Origin of the sequence: Flagellimonas sp., from assembly GCF_965233845.1 — a bacterium.
GTDB lineage: Bacteria > Bacteroidota > Bacteroidia > Flavobacteriales > Flavobacteriaceae > Flagellimonas.
The window spans coordinates 2,553,759-2,576,063 of the sequence record NZ_OZ247584.1 but is presented as its reverse complement, the minus strand read 5'-3'; the positions used below and the strand labels follow the sequence as shown (position 1 = coordinate 2,576,063).

Below are 22,305 nucleotides of genomic sequence, written 5' to 3'. Positions count from 1 at the left end.
GGGATTGTCTGGTCGAGCGCAGTCGAGACCTCAATCTTTATTTGGGTCATAGTCATAATAAGTGGCATTTCTACATTCCGCTAGAATCTGTAGTAAATCAAAATCTCCACGAGCCAGAGCCAGTTTCTTTTGGGCACTCCATTTTTGGATTTTCTTCTCAAAGTAAATGGCTTGTAATACATCATTGAACTGTTGTTGAAATATCAGCCTGACGGGTCTTCTTCTGTAGGTGAAACTACGTTTGTTCAAGCCATTTTGGTGTTCTGTAAGTCTACGGGATATGTCACAGGTGATGCCAGTATATGTAATTCCGTCGGCACAGAGTAGGATGTAAACGTAGTAGGAATTCATGGGTTTTAGGTCTCGACTGCGCTCGACCTGACACGGGAACAATTTGGAATTATCACAATAAAACGGTTTTACCCGTTTTTACGGATTCATCAGCGGCCAAAACAATTTTTAAACTGTTGATCGCATCATTCAAATGGTCGGTAAGGTCACGGTCGTTAGCGATGGCGTCCAACAGGTACTCTTGTTCCAAAAGACAAAGTTGGTCATGGTCAGGTTCATCCGTGGTGTTTATTATCTCGTCTTTTTTGGCAAAGTGACCATCCGCGTCCAAAGTACTGTGATGTAGTTTTAAACTTCCAGTTTTTGTATGCCCCTCAATATCTTCGGAGGCTCCCTTGTCTGCATCACTGATGGAAACACAACCCTTTGGCCCGATCACATCCTTGATAAAAAAGGCATTCTCGCTCATCATTGGTCCCCAACCTGCTTCGTACCATCCTACGGAGCCATCTTCAAAACGTACTTGCAATTGTCCGTAATTGTACATTTGGTCATCAACCTCACCAGACAGACGAGCACCAATAGCGGAAACACTTACGGGATTGGATCGGGTCATGGAACACATGATATCCACATAATGCACACCGCAGTCCACAATGGGAGACATGGATTGCATCAATTGTTTGTGGGTGTACCATTGCTCCCCCGCACTTTGCTGATTTAGGTTCATTCGCATCACCAACGGTTTTCCCAAGGTTTGCGCCATTTGGACAAATTGGGTCCAGGTAGGATGAACACGAAGAATGTACCCTACTACCATTTTCTTCTTTTGCTTTTGGGCCAGTTCTACCAAACCTTGGGCCTCTTTCACGGTAAGGGCAAGGGGCTTTTCCACAAATACATGGGCGTCGGCTTGCAACGCTTTCTTCACGTAATCAAAATGAGTATCGGGATACGTATTGATGGAGACTACATCGGGTTTTGTCTGTTCTAGGGCATGATCATAATCGGAAAATGTGGGGATTCCATTCAATTCCTTGGAAAGACGTTCCCTACTTTTGGCTCCTCTGCTTACCAGTCCAACAATTTCAAATCCTTCCAATTTATGATAGGCACGGGCATGGGAGGTTCCCATATTGCCACAGCCCACTACCAATGTTTTCAATGTATTCATCACCCTGAAGTTTAATCAAATATAGGCATTCAGACCATTAAAATTCATTAAGAATGTCGGGTCGAGCGCAGTCGAGACCTTATTCGCATTCTGGCTTATACTTGTAATGTGATGCATTCCTGCATTCAGTTAGAATTTGGAGCAGGTCAAAATTTCCACGAGCCAAAGCCAACTTCTTTTGGGCGCTCCATTTTTTGATTTTCTTCTCGAAATAAATAGCTTGTAGTACATCATTGAACTGTTGTTGAAATATCAACTTGACAGGTCTTCGTTTATATGTAAAACTGTCCTTATTCAATCCATGTTGATGTTCCTCCAATCTTCTGGCCAAATTACAGGTTATACCTGTATAGGTAAGTCCATCAGCACAAAGTAAGATGTAAACGTAATAAGATTTCATGGGCGTTAGGTCTCGACTGCGCTCGACCTGACGCTAAATATAGGCATTAGTGGGATATTTGGGACTAGGTTTTCGGGGCCAAAGAAAAAACTCGAAGGAGTTCAGAAAGGATTTGAAAGACTTAATTGTATTATAACTTTTGACTATCAACGATAACATTAATACTATCATAAATACTTCATTGGTTTCTTGGGGATGCCTAATTTTGCGAAATGCAAAAAGAGACCCAAAAACCTAACTTCGAATTCATAGCCATGATGGCCGCATTGATGTCCATTGTGGCCTTGGCCATTGATGCCCTTTTACCAGCGATCTCAAATATCGGTGAGGCTATTAATAGCTACAGTTCAACAGATAACCAACTGTTGGTGACCATGATTTTTTTGGGACTTGGTGTGGGACAGCTGATTTTTGGCCCCCTTTCGGATTGTTATGGCAGAAAACCTGTGGTTTACTTGGGATTTATTTTGTTTGCCATAGCCAGTGTAATCTGTGTTTGGGCCCCTTCTTTGGAGGTGATGGTTTTGGGTAGAATTTTACAAGGTATTGGACTATCGGCGCCCAGAACTTTGGCTATTTCAATTATTAGGGATACGTATAAAGGGGATTACATGGCCAAGGTTATGTCATTTGTAGTCGCTTTTTTTATTCTGATTCCGGTGATCGCACCGGCTATAGGAAAACTCATTTTGGACGCTTTTGGATGGGAAGCCATTTTTTACATCCAGCTCTTTTTTGCCCTTGTGGTGGCCCTGTGGTTTTGGAAAAGGCAACCGGAAACGCTGAAACCGGAATACAAAATTCCATTTACGCGTCACGTATTTGTGGACGGGGTTCGTGAATTCTTTAAATATAGGGATACCGTTATCTTTACCTTTATTTCAGGCTTGGTCACAGGAGCGTTTTTGGTGTATTTAAGTTCTTCCCAACACATTTTTGAGAATCAATACGACCTCAAGGAGGCCTTTCCATACATATTTGCTGGTTTGGCTATTTCCATTGGCTTGTCCACCTTTATGAACGGTACGTTGGTCATGCGCTATGGCATGCGAAAACTGTCTGTCTTGGCCCTTGCGGTGTTTTGTGGGATAGCCATTCTTTATGTATTGCTGTTTTGGGGAACCCCCAATCCCAATATCTACATTTTGGTGGGATTCCTTTCCATTCAGTTTTTCTGCCTTGGTTTTATGTGGGGAAATTATCGTTCCATCGCCATGGAACCCATTGGGCACATTGCTGGGATTGGCGCTGCCATCAATGGTTTTGTGTCCACGCTGTTGGCCATTCCAATTGCAACTTTCATTGGGGATTTCATTGCTGATAGTGTTTGGCCCCTTTTCGCAGGGTTGGCCATTTGTGGGATTGCATCTTTGCTCCTTGTCATTTCTACCAGAAAACGCAGACGGGTGGCATTGACCAACTAGGCTTTCGGGTAGAAAATTTCACCACTGCAGGAGTCTTTCGTTGCTCCAGTAACGGAACTTAACACATTGGTTTTGCCCTGTTCTTTAAGAACACCCATTAAGGCGAATACGAGTGCTTCTTTATAAGCAATGAGTGTGTGGGAAGGTGCATTGACTTCAATGGTTGGCCCCAACGTTTCTTGCAGCGTTTCCTTAAAGAAACCATTTAAGGCTCCCCCACCAGTGACTAGCATTTTTTGGTTTGGTCCAGACGCATGTTTCTGTGCTTCCAAAGCAATTTGTTCGCAGTTGTGATGGATGAAGGTGTGCAACAAATCGGCATGGCTTGCCTTCGAGGATTCAATTAAGGGAACGATTTCCTCAGTGAACCATTCATAGCCGGTGGATTTTGGATGGGGAAGCTGGTAATAGGACAATGCGTTCAATTGCTCCAATAGCGGATTATCCAAATTTCCCGATCGGGCCATCTTTCCATCTTCATCATAGGCCATTCCCAACTTGGTGGTGATATAGTTCAAGGGCATGTTGGCCAGACCAATATCATAGGCAATTCTTTCACCATCTTTTTCAAAAGACATATTGCTGATTCCTCCCAGATTCAGGCAAAAGTCATATTGGTGAAACAGCAATCGGTCTCCTATGGGTACCAGGGGTGCGCCCTGACCACCCAGGGAAACATCTTTGGTTCTGAAATCACAGATGACCTTCTTTTTTGAATTATCGGCGAGTAACTGCCCATCTCCCAACTGAAAGGTAAAACCTTCATCCGGTCTATGGTGTGAGGTATGCCCATGACTGGCTATAAAATCAACATCCAAATCCTGCTCTTTTATGAACGCTAAGGCCTGCTTCCCCAGCCAAATGCCGTAATCTCGGTGCAGTTGTTCGTGATCTTGTTCAGGAAGGTGTATGGCATCCTTTAGTTGGTCTCTTAAATGAGGATCATAGGAAACACCCTTTGTTTTTTCCAGTGAAAATTCCCATCCCTTAGCACCTTCCCATAATTGGCAAAAGGCCAAGTCCAACCCATCTAGGGAAGTGCCCGACATTAATCCTAAAACCTGATACTTCTTCATAGGGATGTTTTTTGATTAGTGTTGAGAAGCGGATTTCACCTGAATAGGAAGCTTTCCTTTGGCTTCAAATTTACCTTGGAAATGCTCAAAGGCCTCTTCTTGGAACACTTTAAAATCTTGATAGACAATCACTAGGTTTGAATTTACTTCCAATCCAAGGATGTTGCTCACATAAGGATTTCCGAACAGATAGATCAGGACATTTTTCTGGGAAATCAATTCACGGATAAATTCCAATATTGAAGCTTCAAATCCAAATGCTCCCTTGGGTTTAACAGCGGGAGGAAACAATGCCAAAACCACATTTTCATTGGAAGCAACCAATTGCTTGATTTCTGATAAGTTTTCAGATTTCACATGAAGGTGCTGTCTGCCAAAAGCGTTTTCAATGGATTTGGAAAACAAATTTTCAGCAGGGCTACCTATGGAAAGGTTGAGAAATTGACCAGCTTTTAGCGTTTGGACCGTATTAGTATCTCCATAGCATTCCGTCAACGCGAAACGGGCTAACTTCCGATTTAACTCCTCGGGCACCATGGGATTTGATGCTTGCTTGGAAGAATGCTCCAAAAAAGCTTTTTCCTTTAGCTGCCATACCCTTCTGAAGCTTTCTTCTATGCGTTCCGCAGTAGCAGATTTCAATATTTCGGCTATGCCCTCTGTTGGATATTCGGTAAAACACATCATATCCATTCCAGCCTTGAATGCAGCAGATTCCAAAGTACCTTTTACGGTGTATTGTTTGGAAACGGCATGCATGTTCAGGGCATCAGAAATAATCACGCCATCAAAGCCCAATTCGTTTCTGAGAAGTTCTGTGATTATGGGATAGGAGGTGGTGGAGGGATTCCCTGATTTGTCCAGTGATGGTATTGACAAGTGTCCCACCATAACTGAATCAACGCCTTCTTGAATGTGCTTTATAAAAGGGAAAAGTTCGTTTTCCATTAGGACTTCCTTGGATTTGTCAATAACAGGTAGTCCCAAATGGGAATCCGTTGCCGTATCCCCGTGCCCTGGAAAATGTTTAACGGAATTTAGAACCCCTACACTGGACATTCCTTGGATATATGCTAAAGATTTGGAAGTGACACTGTCCTTTTCATCACCAAAGGACCGATATCCTATGACAGGATTTTCTGGATTGCTGTTGATGTCGACAACGGGGGAGAGGTTCCAATGCACGCCTGCGTTCAGACAGTCCAAACCAATATGCTTTCCAACATCAAACAATAAATTATGTTGTTCCTGAATGGCTCCCAGGGTAATGGCATACGGATATTGTGGCGTGTTTTCAATACGCATGGCCAGTCCCCATTCGGCGTCAATGGCGATAAGCAAAGGAATGTTGGCTGCTTTTTGATACCGTTCTATCAGTTGTAACAAACGATCGTAGCTCTTCTCGTTGTGGACTACTTTCTTTTTGCCTTCAAAATTTGTGGCAGCACTGGCTCTGCTATGGAAGAAACATATGGCACCAATGTTCAATGTATTAATCAAATACTCCAATTTTTGAACCTCCTCTTCGGAATCATTGATGAATGCTGCGGGCATAAACAATTGACCCACTTTTTGCTTTAAGGTGAGTTGGTTTTTGGCTTCTTCGTATTTGGATAGTAGATCATTCATGGGTAATGGCACTTTTCTTTCCGTAATCGGCAGGGTACTTTAAAAATTTGAGTAACAAAAATGCGGGTAAGGCGGCAATGACGACCCAAACAAAGAATCCATCATAACCCAGCCATTCTTGGATGTAACCGCTCAACATTCCAGGAAGCATCATTCCCAAGGCCATAAAACCTGTTGCTATGGCATAGTGGGAGGTTTTGGAAGCTCCTTCTGCAATATAGATGAGATAGATCAAAAAAGCAGCGAACCCAAATCCATAACCAAATTGCTCTACCACTACAGTTCCCACCACAGCAACCAGACTGGAGGTTTTGGTAATCGCCAGCATGGCATAGAGGATATTGGGCAGGTTTAGTGATAATAGCATGGGGAGCATCCATTTTTTAAGTCCATCTCTAGAAATTAATATTCCCCCAATAATGCCACCCAAGGAAAGCATGATTACTCCCACGGTTCCATAAATGGTTCCTACTGCCTCCGTGGAATAAGCCAATCCGCCCACTTCTTTTTCATCCAAAAGAAAAGGGGAGGCCATTTTTACCAATTGCGATTCTCCCAACCGATAGGTTAGTATAAACAACAAGGCAATGCCAATCTGTTTTTTTCTGAAGAACGAAGCAAATACTTCCCAAAAATTGTTGGGCTTGTCCGAGTTTTGATTGGGAGCGGTTTCAAACTTGGGTGCAGCAAAGAAATTGGAAATGGTGAGAACAAGCATGAGAACGGCTGCACAGATCATGGTGAGCGACCACGCTTTGGTGTTGTCCCCATACTGGTTTTCCAGAAAGCCTGCAAAAATGACCAGAAGTCCTTGCCCTGTCACCATGGCCAAACGATAAAAGGTACTTCGCATCCCGATAAAAAAGGACTGTTTTTTTTGGGTGAGACCTATCATATAGTATCCGTCCGAGGCAATATCGTTGGTCGCCGAGGCAAAGGCGGCCATCCAGAAAAATGCAAGGGAAACTACAAAGAATGCATTGGTGGGTAGTGAAAGTCCTATGCCCAGAAAGGCCAGTGAAACCAGTAGTTGCATGGCCAAAAACCATTTTCGTTTAGTGCCGTTTAAATCCACAAAGGGACTCCAAATGGGTTTCAATACCCATGGCAAATAGAGCCAGCTGGTGTACAGTCCAATTTCTGCATTGCCAACGCCCAAACGCTTGTACATGATTACCGAAACCGTTACAATGAGGATATAGGGAATACCCTGCGTAAAATAAAGAATGGGTACCCAGACCCAAGCTCTTTTGTCTTTCTTTGCGATGCTCATCTAAGTTAGCTTCATTGGATTTTGATTTTATGGTGTTTGGATCAATAATACCTCACTTTCGCTTCCATAGGCATCGGATATGGTAATGCCCATAGGACTTTTAATGTTGTTTGCTTCCAAACATATACTTTGTTCGCCTTCGGATAAATACTTTTTCTGGCTCAAGATGGCATCCTCCCTTTCAAAACCACTCTTTGACCGATAGAGATTAAGGAATCTTGGTACGGAGTCATTGTGGGAAATGCAAAGTTCCAAGGTCTTGTTGTGTCGTTTATAGGATGCCAGGGATGGTTGCAAAATCTCCCTTTTGGTTTTAACCAACCCAACCGGATTGTGGGAAGGCAACCGATAAAATTTACGCTTTAGGGTGTTTACAACCCTATCATGTTTGCCCATTAAAGATTTGGCGCTGAAAAAAATGTTGCCATCAATTTTATCCTGATTTCTGGCCAGATTAAGTTGTTTGGGGATTTCGTTTCTTCGTTTCCAAGCTTTATCCGGATTGTTTTTGATTTTGTAGGTGCCATTTCCAACATACAGATGGGAGCCCTTTGAGTTGTTGGCCCACCACTGGGTAATAATCCGATGTGATGCAGGGGGGTATTCCATACTCCAATACACTTGGGGGGCTAGATAATCCAGCCAGCCCTTCTCAGTCCAAAGAAGTGGGTCGGCATAAAGATCTTCATAAGTAGTCTGTCCTGCTTTGGTGTCCGAACCCTTGGGGTCTGTATCCCTGTTTTTCCAAACGCCAAAGGGACTAATTCCAAATTGTACCCAGGGTTTGTGCTTTTTTATGGTACTGTGGACATTCTTAACCAGGGAATCCACATTGCTTCGCCTCCAGTCTTCCAAAGATTGATTGGGCAGTCCAAATTTTTTGTAGGTGATGGAATCATTGAAGACCTCTCCTTTGATTTTGTAGGGATAGAAATAGTCGTCAAAATGAATGGCATCAACCTGATAATTTTGAACCAACTCGGCAATAATTGCATTGAACTTCTCCCTTACTTCGGGTAGACCAGGATTGTAGTAATACTTCTTGCCATACTTTACCATCCAATCCTGATGTTGGTAAAAATCGTGCTGATCTGAAAGTGAAAGGGTGTCCAAATCAATGGTTGCACGATAGGGATTCAACCAGGCATGGAATTCCATTCCACGTTTGTGCGTTTCCTGGATCATCCATTTCAGTGGGGTTTCAAACTCCGTTGGAGGTTTGCCCTGTTCCCCTGTCAAATATTTGGACCATGGGGAAAATTGGGAGGGATATAAAGCATCTCCTGCCGCCCGAATCTGAACAATGGCGGCATTGAAGTTAAGGTCTTCGTAGAAATCCAAAATGCGGATAAAATCCGCTTTCTTTTTGGCTGTATTGTCATTGGGGTTTTTGGGCCAATCAATGTTGGCCACCGTAGCGATCCAAACGCCTCTAAATTCGGTTTTGGGGGCGGTTGTGGTGGTTCTGAATACAGAACAGGAGAAGAAAAGAACTGGGAAGATTAAATATGCAATGTTGCGCATGGATAAAGAAAAAGGCCTACTCTTCAATAAAAGTAGGCCTTTTTATATGGATTATTTGAAATTGTACCGTACAAATCCTTCCATGGCTTCGTACTCTGCCATTCCCAATTGGTTATATTTTCTTGCTGTATCCTTATTACGCTCTTCGGCTCTCATCCAGAACTCCCTGGAATCATCACCTTGGAACATGACCCCGTCTTTTTGTGACTGGTGACAGAATATGGCCAATCTTTTGCGGAGCACCTGGTCTGGGCTCATAGGGACCGCCATTTCAATTTCATGGGTATCCCATTCATGCCAAGCACCTCTGTACAGCCATACCCAGCAATCATCCATGTAGGATTCCTCCTTTAATTCTTCCAAGGCAGCAAACAAGGCATCCAAGCAAGTTTTGTGCGTACCGTGCGGATCAGCCAAATCACCTGCAGCGTAAATTTGATGCGGTTTAATGCTTTTGATAAGGTCTACCATGATTTTCACATCGGCATCCGAAAGATCGTTTTTCTTGATGGCCCCGGTTTCATAAAAGGGAAGATCCAAAAAGTGCACATTGGCATCATCCAATCCAAAGTAACGGGTGGCTGCAAAAGACTCACCACGCCTAATGTTTCCTTTCAGTTTTCTTACCTCAATTGGGTCAAAGTCAGCTTCTTTTTTTGCTTTTATGGAATCGATAATGGTTTGGGCTTCCTCTGAAGGGTTGATCGATTTGGCAATTTCTGCAAATTTCAAAGCTTCGGTATCGGAAACCGCAATATTCCCAGAAGTTTGATAGGCCACATGAACCTCATGGCCCTGCTGAACCAATCGATCAAAAGTACCTCCCATGGAAATGACATCATCATCAGGGTGGGGGCTAAAAATGATGACCCGTTTACTTTCCGGTAGCGCCCTTTCAGGTCTATTGGTGTCATCAGCATTGGGTTTGCCTCCAGGCCATCCCGTAATGGTATGCTGTAGTCGGTTGAACATTTTAATGTTTAGGTCATATGAATCTTGGGAGGTTAGAAGACCTGACATCCCGTTATCGTTATAATCCTTATCGGTCAAACTCAAGATGGATTTTCCCGTTTGTCTGCACAACCAAACTATGGCTTTGGCGGTCAATTGCTCGTTCCATGTGAGGGATTCATCCACCAGCCATGGGGTTTTATGACGCGTAAGTTCACTGGCCGCTCCGGTATCCAATACAAAGGTGCAGTTGGTATGTTCTTGAAGGTAGGTGGCAGGAACCTGGGAGGAAATCTCGCCTTCCACAGTTTTCTTGATGATATCTGCCTTGTTTGGCCCCCATCCCAGCAAAACAATTCTTCTGGCACTCATTACCGAGGCGATTCCCATGGTAATGGCCCTTCTTGGGACGTTGTCTATGCCTAAGAATGCGGGTGCCGCATCTACCCGGGTAATATGATCTAGGGTAATAACCCGTGTTGCCGAGTTGTGGTGGGAACCAGGCTCGTTAAATCCAATATGACCTGTTCGTCCAATTCCCAAAAGCTGAAAATCCAGTCCGCCGGCTTCCTTAATTTTTCGTTCATAGTCCAAACAATGCTCAATAATGGCATCACCACTAACCGTACCATTTGGGATATGCACGTTTTTGGGGTCTATATCGATATGATTGAACAAGTGTTCATGCATAAAGTAGTGGTAACTCTGCCTATTGTCCTTTTCCATGGGTAGGTACTCATCCAGGTTAAAGGAAATGACATTGGAAAAACTTAGCCCTTCATCCTTGTGCATTCGTACCAATTCCCGGTAAACGCGAATAGGAGATGAGCCAGTGGCCAAGCCAAGTACACATGGTTTGCCTTTTGCCTGCTTTTTTTGGATCAAGTCCGCAATTTCCTTGGCTACGACGACGGAGCCATCCGCAGAATTTTCAAAAATGATGTTGTGAATTTTTTCAAAACGGGTTTCCTCAAATTGCCCCGCGGGCTTATATGAGATATCCACTTTTCCTTTTTTTACTGTTGCTGTTTCCATGAAACTTGAATTTCGATGTGCTTGGTTACTATTATTTGCTGGTTTTGAACTGCAAAAATAGAAAATAAAATCAAAAACTGCTGTTTTTTGCAAGTATTTTGCAATGTTTTGCTTTTTTTAATCATTTAGTAACATTAAATTCGAATTAAACAGCATAAAATGGGATTGTTTTCTTTACATTTGACCTTGAATTAACACGCTTACATGCTTAAAGAGGAAAGACAGCATACCATCTTGAATGAAGTGGAGCTTCATAACCGGGTTCTGCTCACCGATTTGGCGGAAAAGCTCGATGTTTCCGTAGACACGGTTCGAAGGGATGTCAAGGAGTTGGATGGAGAGAACAAGCTGGTGAAGGTTCATGGTGGGGCAGTTTCTACGGGATTTGCAAACCATAGCCCTGCGAGGAACAATGTTTATGCCCTAGAGGAGAAAATTTTGATTGCCCAAAAGGCCACTTCCTTTTTAAAAGAGAACAGTGTTATTCTAATTGATGGGGGCACAACCTGCCTGGAATTGGCAAGATTGCTGCCAACCAACATCAACTTGACTTGTTTTACCCTTAGTCTTCCGGTAGCTATGGAACTTTTGGGAAAACCCAATGTGGAGACCATTTTCATTGGGGGGATGTTGTCCAAGGATTCTCAAATAGCCATCGGCTCCAATGCCATTCATAATCTATCCCAAGTAAAGGTAGATTACAGTTTTATTGGCACGGGCTATGTGGACTCAGCTTTTGGGTTAACGGAATTTGACTGGGATATTGTCCAAACCAAGAAAGCGGTAATCCAGGCTTCCAAAAAAACTGTGCTTTTGTGCATTTCGGAAAAATTGAATTCGCAACACCGGTTCAAAACCTGTGATTTAAATATGATCGATACCATGATCACCGAATTGGACCCGGAGCATCCGTTGTTGGAAAGTTTTAAAAATCAAGACCTATACCTATTATAATATGACAGATTATATCAAAATTACCGAGCGTTCTTCCAACCATGATCATTTGGAAAAGATGACCACCAATGAAATTTTGGAAGGAATCAACCAAGAAGATAAGAGGGTTGCAGAGGCTGTTGAGCAAGTGTTACCTCAATTGGCCCAGCTTATTGATGGTATTGTGGAACGTTTTGAGAAAGGCGGGCGCCTGTTTTATATTGGTGCAGGTACCAGTGGTAGGTTGGGAATTCTGGATGCTTCGGAAATACCACCCACCTTTGGGATGCCGCATGATCGGGTCATAGGTCTAATGGCCGGAGGCGATGTTGCCATTCGTAAATCTGTGGAACATGCAGAGGATGATACGCAACAGGCATGGAAAGATTTAATGGAATATGATATCAACGCCAATGATTCTTTAGTGGGTATTGCCGCTTCGGGAACGACCCCATATGTTTTAGGAGGAATTGAAGATGCCAAAAAACATGGGATTCTTACAGGCGGGATTACCAACAACCCAGGGTCACCTTTGGCTCAATTGGCAGACGTTCCCATCGAAATAAATGTGGGACCGGAATTTTTGACGGGGAGTACCCGAATGAAAAGTGGTACCAGTCAAAAACTGGCACTGAACATGATTTCCACAGCTTTGATGATTCGCGCTGGTAGGGTGAAAGGGAACAAAATGGTAAATATGCAACTGAGCAACAATAAATTGGTGGATCGTGGTACCCGATACCTAGTAGAAGCTCTTGGATTGGATTATGACGAAGCGCAAAAGGCTTTGAAAGAGCATGGCTCGGTAAAGAATGCTATTGAGGCATTGAAATAGTAGACACTATTTGGGATCCAAACGATAGATTCCTTTGCCTTCTATCCCAACATAAATAAAACCGTCCGGGGCTTGTCTTACATTTCGAACACGGCCCATGCCGTCCAGTAATTTCTCTCGGTAGACTACTTTGTCGTTTTCAATGACCAAACGCTCCAGATACTGAAAGGCCAGGGAACCTACCAGAAGATTTCCGCTCCATTTAGGGTATTTATCGGAAGAAACAAAAGTCATTCCACTGGGACCGATGGAAGGCGTCCATTGATATACAGGTTGTTCCATGCCTGGCCTAGAGGTTTCATCGGTGATTTTTGTACCACTATAGTTAATGCCGTAGGTAATTACCGGCCAGCCATAGTTTTTTCCTTTTTGAACCAAGTTGATTTCGTCACCTCCCCGGGGACCATGCTCGTGCTCCCATAATTTACCGGTATTGGGATGAAGTGTCAAACCTTGCGGATTTCGATGGCCATAGCTGTAGATGGCAGTTTTCGCCCCTGACCGATCTACAAAAGGATTGTCGTTCGGAATGCTACCATCATCATGGATGCGATAGATTTTTCCACCATCCCTTTGAATGCTTTGCGGATTAACATCCCTATTTCCGCGATCTCCTACCGAAAAGTAGAGGTATCCCTCCCGGTCAAATTCCAATCGGGAACCAAAATGCTGTCCTTTGGTGGTATTGGGTTCGGCTTTATAAAGCATTTGGTGTTCTGTAAGTTGATTGCCTGAAAGCTTCGCTCTCGAAATGGCAGTATTGCCGCCTTTGCCATTTCCTTCTGAAGAGGCATAGGAAAAATAAATCCATCCGTTTTCCTGAAAATTGGGGTGCAGTTCAATATCCAAAAACCCACCTTGCCCGCGGACATAAACGTTCGGAATGTTTGAAATTTGAGTGGTATTTCCGTCCTTATGATGGAATAATTTCCCTGATTTTTCGGTAACAAGAATTTCCCCATTTGGCAAAAATGCCATACCCCAAGGGTTTTGAATATCCTTAATTACCAAATGTGTAGTAAAATCAATGCTTTCGGGAAGATTTATGCCCTTATCTGAATTTTGGGCACAAGACGTATTAAGCATTACAACGAATAAATAAGGAAGAATGGCACTTTTTTTCATAATTTAACGTTGAAATAATAGATTTTATAGATGAACTGCGACTTTCTGTAGTCGAAAGATAACGAGAAAATATAAGTTTAGACAATTACAATCTAGAATATTAAGACCCCAAATCTAACGTATTCTACCATAACAAGACTTAACCTATGCTCCCACAGAAAACAAGGCATTTGCTATATGCCGTGCTGTTGGTGTTTATATCAATTTTTTGTTCCACAGTACTTGCAAAAACAGAGGTGAATAAAGTATTTGCCATGGTGGTAGATGCCGTCTCTGGAACTAGTAAAGCCAAAAAAACTGAATCAATGGAGGTACAGTCCTCCAAGGTTCAAGCACACGATGCGATTACCGCTTCTGCTCCCATGTTCATGACAATTATTCAGGGAGCCAACGAGGAGGTGGTATGCCCCAATGATGGTAGTACACTGGCCAAATTCTTCTTATGTGGAACCAGTGACATCAGAACTTTAACCCTTAGTCAATCCGGAGGCAGTTATGAATGGCAACAATTGGATACCAACACTTGTGCCCCAACTGTTGTAGATGATTGTCCGACCATTAATGCAGCATGTACTTGGAATACCGTAGGGACAGGAGCTACCTATAGTTTGTCATCTGCTGGGGAATTTAGGGTACGAGTAGGTTCAGGTCAGTATTTTTATTTCAAATCCACCTTGAACCCGTTGGATCCCCAATTGATTCACGAAGATATCATCTGTGGTAATCCGGGTAGGGTAGAAGTAACCAATGTACCTGCGGGTTACGAATATAGTATTAGTGGTGCAGCAGGTCCTTATCAGGATGATCCTTTCTTTGATGTTACCACTGCTGGGAATTATAGGGTGTGGGTACGTTTGAAAAATGTTTCGGCCAGTGCCTGTATTTTCCCATCCAATACTGTTAATGTTCAAGATTTGGATATTACAGTGGATGTCACGGCCAACGACATTCTATGTAGTGGAGAATTGGGAAGTGTGGATGTACAGGTTTCCGGTGTTCCGGGATTCTTTACCTACAGGCTGATAAAAAATGGGATTACGGTTGATACCTTTGGACCCAATGCCTCCGACAGCTATTCCTTTGCCAATGTTGGTCCAGGAACCTATTCCATTCGAGTGGATACCAATGACTGTTCCGAGACTATAACAACGGTTACTGGTGGAGGGCCTATCGAAATAGGTAATGGTATTAGTCCATTGGATGTTTCTGCAACAGCTTCCGATAGTTTTGGCTGTGGAGCCACTTCGGTAGATGTCAATTTAAACACTTCAGGAGGTACTGCCCCTTACCGCTTTAGTGTGGATGGAGGTCCATTCAGTTCAACCTATTCAGGTTCTACTACTTTTTCGGTTACATCAGCTGCTACCTATAACATTTTGGTGGAAGATGCCAACGGATGTCAAAGAACAGCCTCTGTAGATGTACAAGACATTCCGCCGCCTTTGTTCAACTTAACCGAAGAGGACGCCAACTGTGGTGGAGCAAATGATGGAAGGATAACCATAAATGTGACCAATGGATTCGGATACGAGATAGAGTACAGTATTGATAACGGTACCAACTATCAGATTAGTAATGTGTTTTCCAACTTGGCTCCTGGCACCTATGATATCGTATTGAGATATGAACAAGATTCCTTTTCGTGTACCACAACACCGCAAACTGCAACGGTAGGTACGCCTTCAACCATTAATGCCACGGCTACACCGGATTCGTCCCCAAGCTGCTTGAACGAAAATGGAGGCCAAATCACTATTTCGGGTGTTTCGGGGGGCACACCACCCTATGAGTATAGCGTTGGTGCCGGATTTGGCTCTGGAAATGTATTTACCAATTTGGGGGTCGGAACCTATACACCATTGGTGAGGGATGCCAATGGCTGTGTGCAACCCCTACCGGATATTGTATTCAACACCCTGAATAAACCTACCGATATAGCCTTTACCATTTCCAGTTTGGATTGTATATCCATAACTGCTAGTGTTGGTCTTGTGGTAACAGGCGGAACAGGGCCTTATACCTACGAAATTATTGCCCCGGCTGCAAGCGCCGTTAATAATGGAAACAATGATACCTTTATTGGACTGGGATTGGGAACCTATACCTTTAGGGTTACCGATAATGAGGGCTGTTCCTACGATGAAAATTATGCCATAACCGATATCAGTTCCATTGGGGTTCAAGCCCAACAGACCAAAGTGGTTACCTGTGTGGGCGATTCTGATGGAGAAGGGAGATATTTGGTTGATGGATTTAATACTACCTACAGTTATAGTATTGATGGAGGTCCACTATTTACCGGCCAAAATGGGGGGATAATTCCTCTTACAGGACTGGCGGCAGGTAATTATGTGATCTCCGTAACAGACGAGGATACCAATTGTACGGATATGGCTACCCTTACCATTGAAGAGCCCTCTACAGCTTTCGCCATTTCCAGTTTGGATGTCACCGATATGAGTTGCCAGAATGGAAACATTGGCTCCGTACGAATCAACACTGTTGGTGGTTGGGGAGGTAATAGGTATACCTTGACCCAGCCTGATGGATCCACCCGTGGTCCAAAAAATGGAAGGGTTTTTTCCAATCTTTCCCAAGATGGCTTGTATCAAGTCAGTGTCACCGATGCCAATGGTTGTACCGTTACGGATAGTTTTACATTGACCTCATTGCAAGCCCCTACCTTGACATTGGATTTAGGTGCTTCGGACTTTTGCTATGATAACTTTAACGCAGCAACCTTAGTGGTCAATGCCACATTGGGTGCTGCACCTTACCAATATCGTATTAATGGGGGTGCTTTGGGGGCCAGTAATTCATTTTCTGGTCTTACCCCGGGCAACTACACCATAGAAGTGGTGGATGCCAATGATTGTAGAGACACCGTTTCCGCGACCATTGAACCTCAAGTAATGGCTACCGCGGTTACCATTCAGGAGTTGGATTGTGCAGGACCTCCAGGACAGATTCAAGTGAATATTTCCAATGGATACACTTCTGGGGGAGACTATGACATTTACGAAGTCAGTATCAATGGAGCACCTTATACCTCTGACAACAACAATATTACTGGAACCTCCTTTGTATACAGTGTTCCCAATGATGGTTCTATCATCTCGGATACCACCTATCAGTTTATGATTACCGATGCCCAGGGATGTACCACAGAATCCAACGTGGTTACCATAACCCCACCGGAGACCATTGCTGGTTCGGTGGTAGGAACGGACACACAATGTGGTGACCCCAATAGTGGTATTGTGGAACTGATTCCCGATACTTCCCAGGGAATACCACCATACGAATTCAGTAATGATAATGGAGCGACTTTTGGAACGCAAAACATTTTCTCTGGTTATGGACCTGGAACACACGGGGGGTTTGTTATTCGGGATAGCCGAGGCTGTGTTAGTCCAGCTTATGATGTCACCATTGGTGGAAGCGCTGCTTTGGATGCCACGGCTACGCCGTCTCCTGCAGTCTGCTCGGCTGGATCGGTATTGGGTTCAATCTCAACCACCATCAATAATGGTGTTGCTCCCTTTGACTATGTGTTACTTGATGTTGCAGGAAATTTAGTGGCATCTTCCATGGGAACTGCCAGTACAACGGTCAATTTCCCAAATCTTCCTGCTGGAAACTATACCGTGGTGACCACGGATTCCACAGGATGTGAGGATAGGGACCCAGTGGTCATTGACCAAAATACTCTGGATTTGATTCCTTTAGATCCGCCACCGGCCCTTTGTACCGATCCCTTCATTTCTTATCGAGTACAGGCTACCGGAGGTACGGCGCCCTATGAATTTAGATTGGTGGGAGACCCTACTTTTGTTCCAGCCAACGTTAATGGTGTTGATATCCATGATTTCTCCGCAGTGGTGACCTTTGGAGTGACCTATTTTGTTGAAGTAAGGGATGCCTTGGGATGTACGTACATTGAGGAAATAGACCCTATTACGGCTCCAAGTCCAGTTACGGTAACGGCTACAGCTACAACAGCCTCCTGTAATGTTGCGGGAAGTGGTGCAATTGATTATGAAGTGACAGGAATTGCAAGCCCCGCTGATTTGACCATTACCCTTCAAAATACAGATACGGGAGCCACTATTGCAGGCCCAACGTCACATAATAATGTGGCCATTCCATTCAATGATTCATTCACTGGTTTGGCACCGGGGAACTATCAGATTTTGGTAACAGATAACAATACAGGTTGTACGGGAAGTACCTTGGTCTTTATTGATTTTAGTTCCCCATCCATCGTTATTGATAGTAATGTACAGGCAACCTGTAATGCTGGAGCCTTTGTAACTGTTAGAGGTATTGGTTCAGGAACTCCCTTCGGATATGCCTATGTACCATCAGGAGACCCTGCTCCAACCGTATTCAACACCGATACAACTTTTGAAATACCAGGGCCATATCCGACCAACTATGATTTTTATGTGCAAGATGCCAACGGCTGTACGGCCATGACAACGGCTACCGTGAGCCAAGAGGCAGGGGTGCCCAACCCAACTATTGATGTCACAAATCAATGTACGGCAACCAGTGGATATCAGATTGAGGTACTTTCTCCTATTTCAACAGGTTCTGGACTGCCACATGAAACCTTTATGTATGATATTGGTAGCGGATGCCAGACCAGCGTCAATTTTGTGGTTCCCAACCCGGGAAGCTACGTGATTACGGTAAGGGATGGTAATGGATGTACCAACACAGTAAATGCAGATGTGTTCGATTTCTTTGCCATTACTGCGGATGCTACTTCATTCCCTACCTGTAATGCAGGTGATGGAGAGATTACCGTGAATACCACAGGGGGTAGTGGAAATTTTGAATTCCAATTGCGGGATGCAGGGACCTTAGCGAATGTAGGTCCGGCCCAAAGTTCTAATGTGTTCACCAACGTAATGCCTGGGGATTATAACGTTTTGGTAACGGATTTAAGCTCTAATACTGCCCCGTTGTGTTCTGATGAGGCCATTGTGAATGTTTCAACGGTGAACACTCCCGTAATTACGGCAACACCAAGTACGGACATCTCCTGTAACGGAGCTGATGATGGTACCATTTCGGTAGAACTTCAACCCGGCTCGGATACAGATACTCCGTTGAGTTATATTTTGTATGATGGAGCTAGCACTACTGTGATCGCCGGTCCACAGCCATCACCTGTCTTTGATAATCTTACGCCAGATACCTACCAAGTGGAAGTGGTTTCGGATAGAGGTTGTACGGATCGTTCAGGAGACATCATTATAGCGGAGCCCACTTTGCTGCAAGTGGATGCTACTAACACGGAATTTAGCTGTAATCCGTCCAGCAATCAGTTTAGTACGGCCACCATAACCGTTTATACGGATACCAACGGGGATGGAACTGGGACAACTACAGGAACGGGACCTTATACCTATAGCTTAAACGACGGTACGCCTCAGTTTGATGGCACCAACTTCCAGACCAGTAATGTTTTTGAAGTAATTGACAACGGTACAAACCAAACCTTCATTTTAACCGCTAGGGACCAGAGTGGGTGTGAAGAGACTACCACGGTCAATATCAATACCCCAACAGATATCACTTTTAGTTATAATGTTGGACCCATATCCTGTGATGCCTCTGGAAGCGGAGTTAATCCTGGATTTATCGAAATCATTGTCAATGAAGGGCCAGGAAACTATGAAGTTGAGATTTTACCACTAGGTTCCGAACCAGCCAGAAGTTCATCTGGAACGGATAGGGTAAGCTGGGATATTTCCACGCCAGGGGATTACATCTTTGCAGTAACAGATATAGGAAGCGGAGGTTGTTCGTATTTGACCGCTACCATCAACATGCCAGAATACAATAACATTGAGGCTGACATAGCTGAGGTACGACCGGTAACCTGTTTCAATGGAAACGATGGTGAAATCAGTTTGGCAATCAACAATTATAGCGGTACTTATAATTATGAAGTCTTCTCGAGGGATAATTCAGGAGTGGAAACCACTACTGGAGTAACGGGTAGTTTTGATACCAATGCCCCGATCAATAGCCCAGAGATTATTTCAGGACTGCCAGCTGGAAACCTGGTAGTTCATATTGAAGCTTTGGATGATCCATATTGTGATGTGGTTAGCAATGTGGTTACCGTTAGATCTCCAGACCGACCACTTACCGTAACAGCGGTGCAAACCACCGAGGTGACTTGTAATGTTCCTGGATTTGGGGAAATTACGGCCACTGGCGACGGCGGTTGGGGAACCTATGAGTACCAATTGATTGCTCCGGATGGGGTTACCGTGTTGGTAGATTATCCCAATACCAACCCCATCTTCCAAGATTTGTCAACGGGAACCTATACAGTAAACATCCGTGATTTTAGAGGCTGTGAGGAAAGCACAACCATTAACCTGCCATTGCCAGTGCCAATTTCAGCAGATATTCAGGTGGTTCAACCCTTGCGTTGTAACAATGACAATGATGGAATCATTGAAGCCTACAATATGGCGGGAGGACAAGGTCCAGGGAACTATCTGTATCAATTGAACAGGATAACGGATGGGACCAATAGTGGACTTCAGACCATTCCAACATTTGCCAACTTGTCTGCTGGGGACTATACCATTACCATATTTGATGGTTGGAATTGTAGTTTCACCACGGTTCCGATAACCGTTCAAGATCCTGAAATTGTAGTGGCAGAATTGGTGGAGCTGCAGCCTCCAGGCTGTGGGGATTTGGGTAGGATGCAATTGACCGTCACCAATCCAGAAGTAGGAGTGGACTATTTCTATCGAAGAGCCGGAACAACAGACCCATTTACACCTTTTGGAGCCGGCTTGAGCAGTGTTGAAATTGCCGCAGACATTACCATTGATCCCGGACCTTTCCAATATGACGTTCAGAATTCCAACGGTTGTCCGTTTGAGAAATCCAACCAGATTTCCTTGGATCCAGCTGCGCCATTGGTTATTGCTCTTGATCTGACCAACGCAACAATCAATTGTGCTGGGGAGGCAACGGGTATTATTCGTTCGGAAGCATTTGGAGGTATTGGAAGCTATATCTATACCCTTTTGAATTCGAACACACCTCCAGTACCTACCCCTGCAACAACGGTAAGGTCTGCGCAAAGTTCAGGGATTTTTAGGGATTTATTACCTGGCACCTACTATGTATATGCGCAGAGTGGGGGATGTGAGGCCATATCTGACCCCATCGTAATAGAACCAAAACCGCCCTTGGTATTGGAGTACCTGGAAGCCGTTCCCGTAGCCTGTTATGGTGATACCAATGGACAGATTATTATTGAAGCCAGTGGAGGAACCGGAGCCATCCGTTATTCCATTTCTGATACGTTGAGTGAGTTCTTTGAAGGAGATGATCCGGCCAATCCAAATAGAAAAACATTTGATGATCTTTCGCCCAGAACCTATGATGTAATCATCCAAGATGATTTGGGTTGTACCATTACTCGAACCGTAGAAATAACCCAGCCGATGGAATTGATCGCAGCGGTAGCCTCAACAACGCCTGAAGTTTGTTTGGGAGATATGGATGGTACCATGACCTTGGAGGTAACAGGCGGTACAGCACCCTATTTTACCAGTGTAAATTCTGCAGATGATGCTGACTTTGAGCAAAACGACAGCTTGTTCTTTGATAACCTTCAGGGGGGTGAAACTTACGTGGTCTTTGTAAGGGATTCCAATGGTTGTCAAACCAACGTTACTGCAGATATTGGGCTTGGTATTGAATTGATGGCTGAACCTATTGTGGAGTATGGTTGTGAGGGAATCTTTCCTTATAGTACCGCCACGGTTTCCATTGCCGATGATTCCATGCTCAACGACCTGCTCTTTTCATTGGATGTAGACGATATCAGTTTGGCCACGGAGCAAAGAACTTTTGGTGATCTTCCGGAAGGCGAGCATACGGTTTTCATCTACCATCAAAATGGTTGTGTAACTTTTGTTGAGTTTGAAATAGAGGTTTATGAGCCTTTGACTTTGGAAGTGCTCAAAACGGGCCCCACAGAAATTAAGGCTATTGCAACCGGAGGTTTCGGAGGGTATGAATATTTCTTCCAGGGTGAATCCTTTGGGGAAACCAATACCTTTACCATTAATCAAGATGCAAATGTCAATGTTATGGTACGTGACCGTAATGGTTGTGAGGCCAACTTTATGATGGCTTTTGATTTTGAGGGAATGCCGGAAATGCCTCCGTTCTTTACACCTGATGGTGATGGTATGAATGATAATTGGTATCCTAGAAACAGAGAGTTCTTCCCTAATATTGATGTGATTATTTACGACCGTTACGGTAGGGTGATAGCCAGACTTGATCAGGTCAAGAAATGGGACGGCACCTATGAAGGACATCCGCTTCCTACAGGGGATTATTGGTACGTGGTCTACGCCAATGATAGGGAAAAACAACAATACGTAGGACATTTCACCTTATACAGGTAAGTGTAATCCAAATTTTGTTATATTTACTCATCCAAGACTCTGTTTGCAGAATTAGTTTGATTGGAGTTATAACCTCGCCTCTTTTTATTCAATATATGTGCACAAAATAGTTGTTGGCCAGAAAAATTGTTGGCTTAATGATATTTGGGGTCTTGAATGCTAATCCAAAT

Annotated in this window: 13 protein-coding genes; 4 read left to right on the top strand and 9 right to left on the bottom strand. The window is 43.9% G+C overall.

Going from position 1 to position 22,305, the window contains the following annotated elements:
- Positions 1-30: 30 nt before the first annotated feature.
- The 3 genes from ACO6S0_RS11250 to ACO6S0_RS11240 all read right to left on the bottom strand — a co-directional run bounded on the left by ACO6S0_RS11250 (position 31) and on the right by ACO6S0_RS11240 (position 1,865).
- Positions 31-351, bottom strand: a complete 321-nt coding sequence (locus tag ACO6S0_RS11250; protein WP_422348477.1) for a GIY-YIG nuclease family protein — start codon at positions 349-351, stop codon at positions 31-33.
- A gap of 52 nt (positions 352-403) precedes the next feature.
- Positions 404-1,465, bottom strand: coding sequence for a Gfo/Idh/MocA family protein (locus ACO6S0_RS11245; protein WP_422348476.1), 1,062 nt, complete (start codon positions 1,463-1,465; stop codon positions 404-406).
- A gap of 79 nt (positions 1,466-1,544) precedes the next feature.
- Positions 1,545-1,865 carry a GIY-YIG nuclease family protein gene (locus ACO6S0_RS11240; RefSeq protein ID WP_422348475.1) on the bottom strand — a complete coding sequence of 107 codons (321 nt, stop codon included), beginning with the start codon at positions 1,863-1,865 and terminating at the stop codon, positions 1,545-1,547.
- 212 nt (positions 1,866-2,077) lie between these two features.
- Here ACO6S0_RS11240 and ACO6S0_RS11235 point away from each other — a divergent pair, with 212 nt between their 5' ends.
- Positions 2,078-3,289, top strand: a complete 1,212-nt coding sequence (locus ACO6S0_RS11235) for a multidrug effflux MFS transporter (RefSeq protein ID WP_422348474.1) — start codon at positions 2,078-2,080, stop codon at positions 3,287-3,289.
- Here ACO6S0_RS11235 and ACO6S0_RS11230 read toward each other — a convergent pair.
- The 5 genes from ACO6S0_RS11230 to nagB are packed head-to-tail and all read right to left on the bottom strand — an operon-like array spanning position 3,286 to position 10,777.
- Positions 3,286-4,365, bottom strand: coding sequence for an anhydro-N-acetylmuramic acid kinase (locus tag ACO6S0_RS11230; protein WP_422348473.1), 1,080 nt, complete (start codon positions 4,363-4,365; stop codon positions 3,286-3,288). The two genes, ACO6S0_RS11235 and ACO6S0_RS11230, sit on opposite strands and share 4 nt — an antisense overlap.
- A 15-nt stretch (positions 4,366-4,380) precedes the next feature.
- The gene (locus ACO6S0_RS11225) at positions 4,381-5,994 is read right to left on the bottom strand and encodes a glycoside hydrolase family 3 protein (RefSeq protein WP_422348472.1); all 1,614 of its coding nucleotides are present in this window, start codon (positions 5,992-5,994) and stop codon (positions 4,381-4,383) included.
- Entirely contained in the window at positions 5,987-7,267 is a 1,281-nt protein-coding gene (locus tag ACO6S0_RS11220; RefSeq protein ID WP_422348471.1) for an MFS transporter, read from the bottom strand. Before ACO6S0_RS11220 ends, ACO6S0_RS11225 begins: the two co-directional genes overlap by 8 nt.
- Positions 7,268-7,294: 27 nt before the next feature.
- Positions 7,295-8,791 (bottom strand): glycoside hydrolase family 10 protein, encoded by a 1,497-nt coding sequence (locus ACO6S0_RS11215; protein WP_422348470.1) that lies wholly within the window; start codon positions 8,789-8,791, stop codon positions 7,295-7,297.
- A 51-nt stretch (positions 8,792-8,842) separates the two neighbouring features.
- Positions 8,843-10,777, bottom strand: coding sequence for a glucosamine-6-phosphate deaminase (nagB, locus tag ACO6S0_RS11210; protein ID WP_422348469.1), 1,935 nt, complete (start codon positions 10,775-10,777; stop codon positions 8,843-8,845).
- Positions 10,778-10,981: 204 nt separating this feature from the next.
- On the opposite strand from nagB, the gene ACO6S0_RS11205 reads away from it, so the two are divergent.
- Both ACO6S0_RS11205 and murQ read left to right on the top strand, forming a co-directional pair.
- Positions 10,982-11,731 (top strand): DeoR/GlpR family DNA-binding transcription regulator, encoded by a 750-nt coding sequence (locus ACO6S0_RS11205; protein ID WP_422348468.1) that lies wholly within the window; start codon positions 10,982-10,984, stop codon positions 11,729-11,731.
- 1 nt (position 11,732) lies between these two features.
- The gene (gene murQ, locus ACO6S0_RS11200) at positions 11,733-12,545 is read left to right on the top strand and encodes an N-acetylmuramic acid 6-phosphate etherase (protein ID WP_422348467.1); all 813 of its coding nucleotides are present in this window, start codon (positions 11,733-11,735) and stop codon (positions 12,543-12,545) included.
- A gap of 6 nt (positions 12,546-12,551) precedes the next feature.
- Here murQ and ACO6S0_RS11195 read toward each other — a convergent pair whose 3' ends face one another.
- Positions 12,552-13,670: a PQQ-dependent sugar dehydrogenase gene (locus tag ACO6S0_RS11195; RefSeq protein ID WP_422348466.1), complete on the bottom strand. Its 1,119-nt coding sequence runs from the start codon at positions 13,668-13,670 to the stop codon at positions 12,552-12,554.
- A 146-nt stretch (positions 13,671-13,816) separates the two neighbouring features.
- Between ACO6S0_RS11195 and ACO6S0_RS11190 the strand changes: the two genes are divergently transcribed.
- Positions 13,817-22,135 (top strand): T9SS type B sorting domain-containing protein, encoded by an 8,319-nt coding sequence (locus ACO6S0_RS11190; protein ID WP_422348465.1) that lies wholly within the window; start codon positions 13,817-13,819, stop codon positions 22,133-22,135.
- The last annotated feature ends 170 nt before the right edge of the window (positions 22,136-22,305 follow it).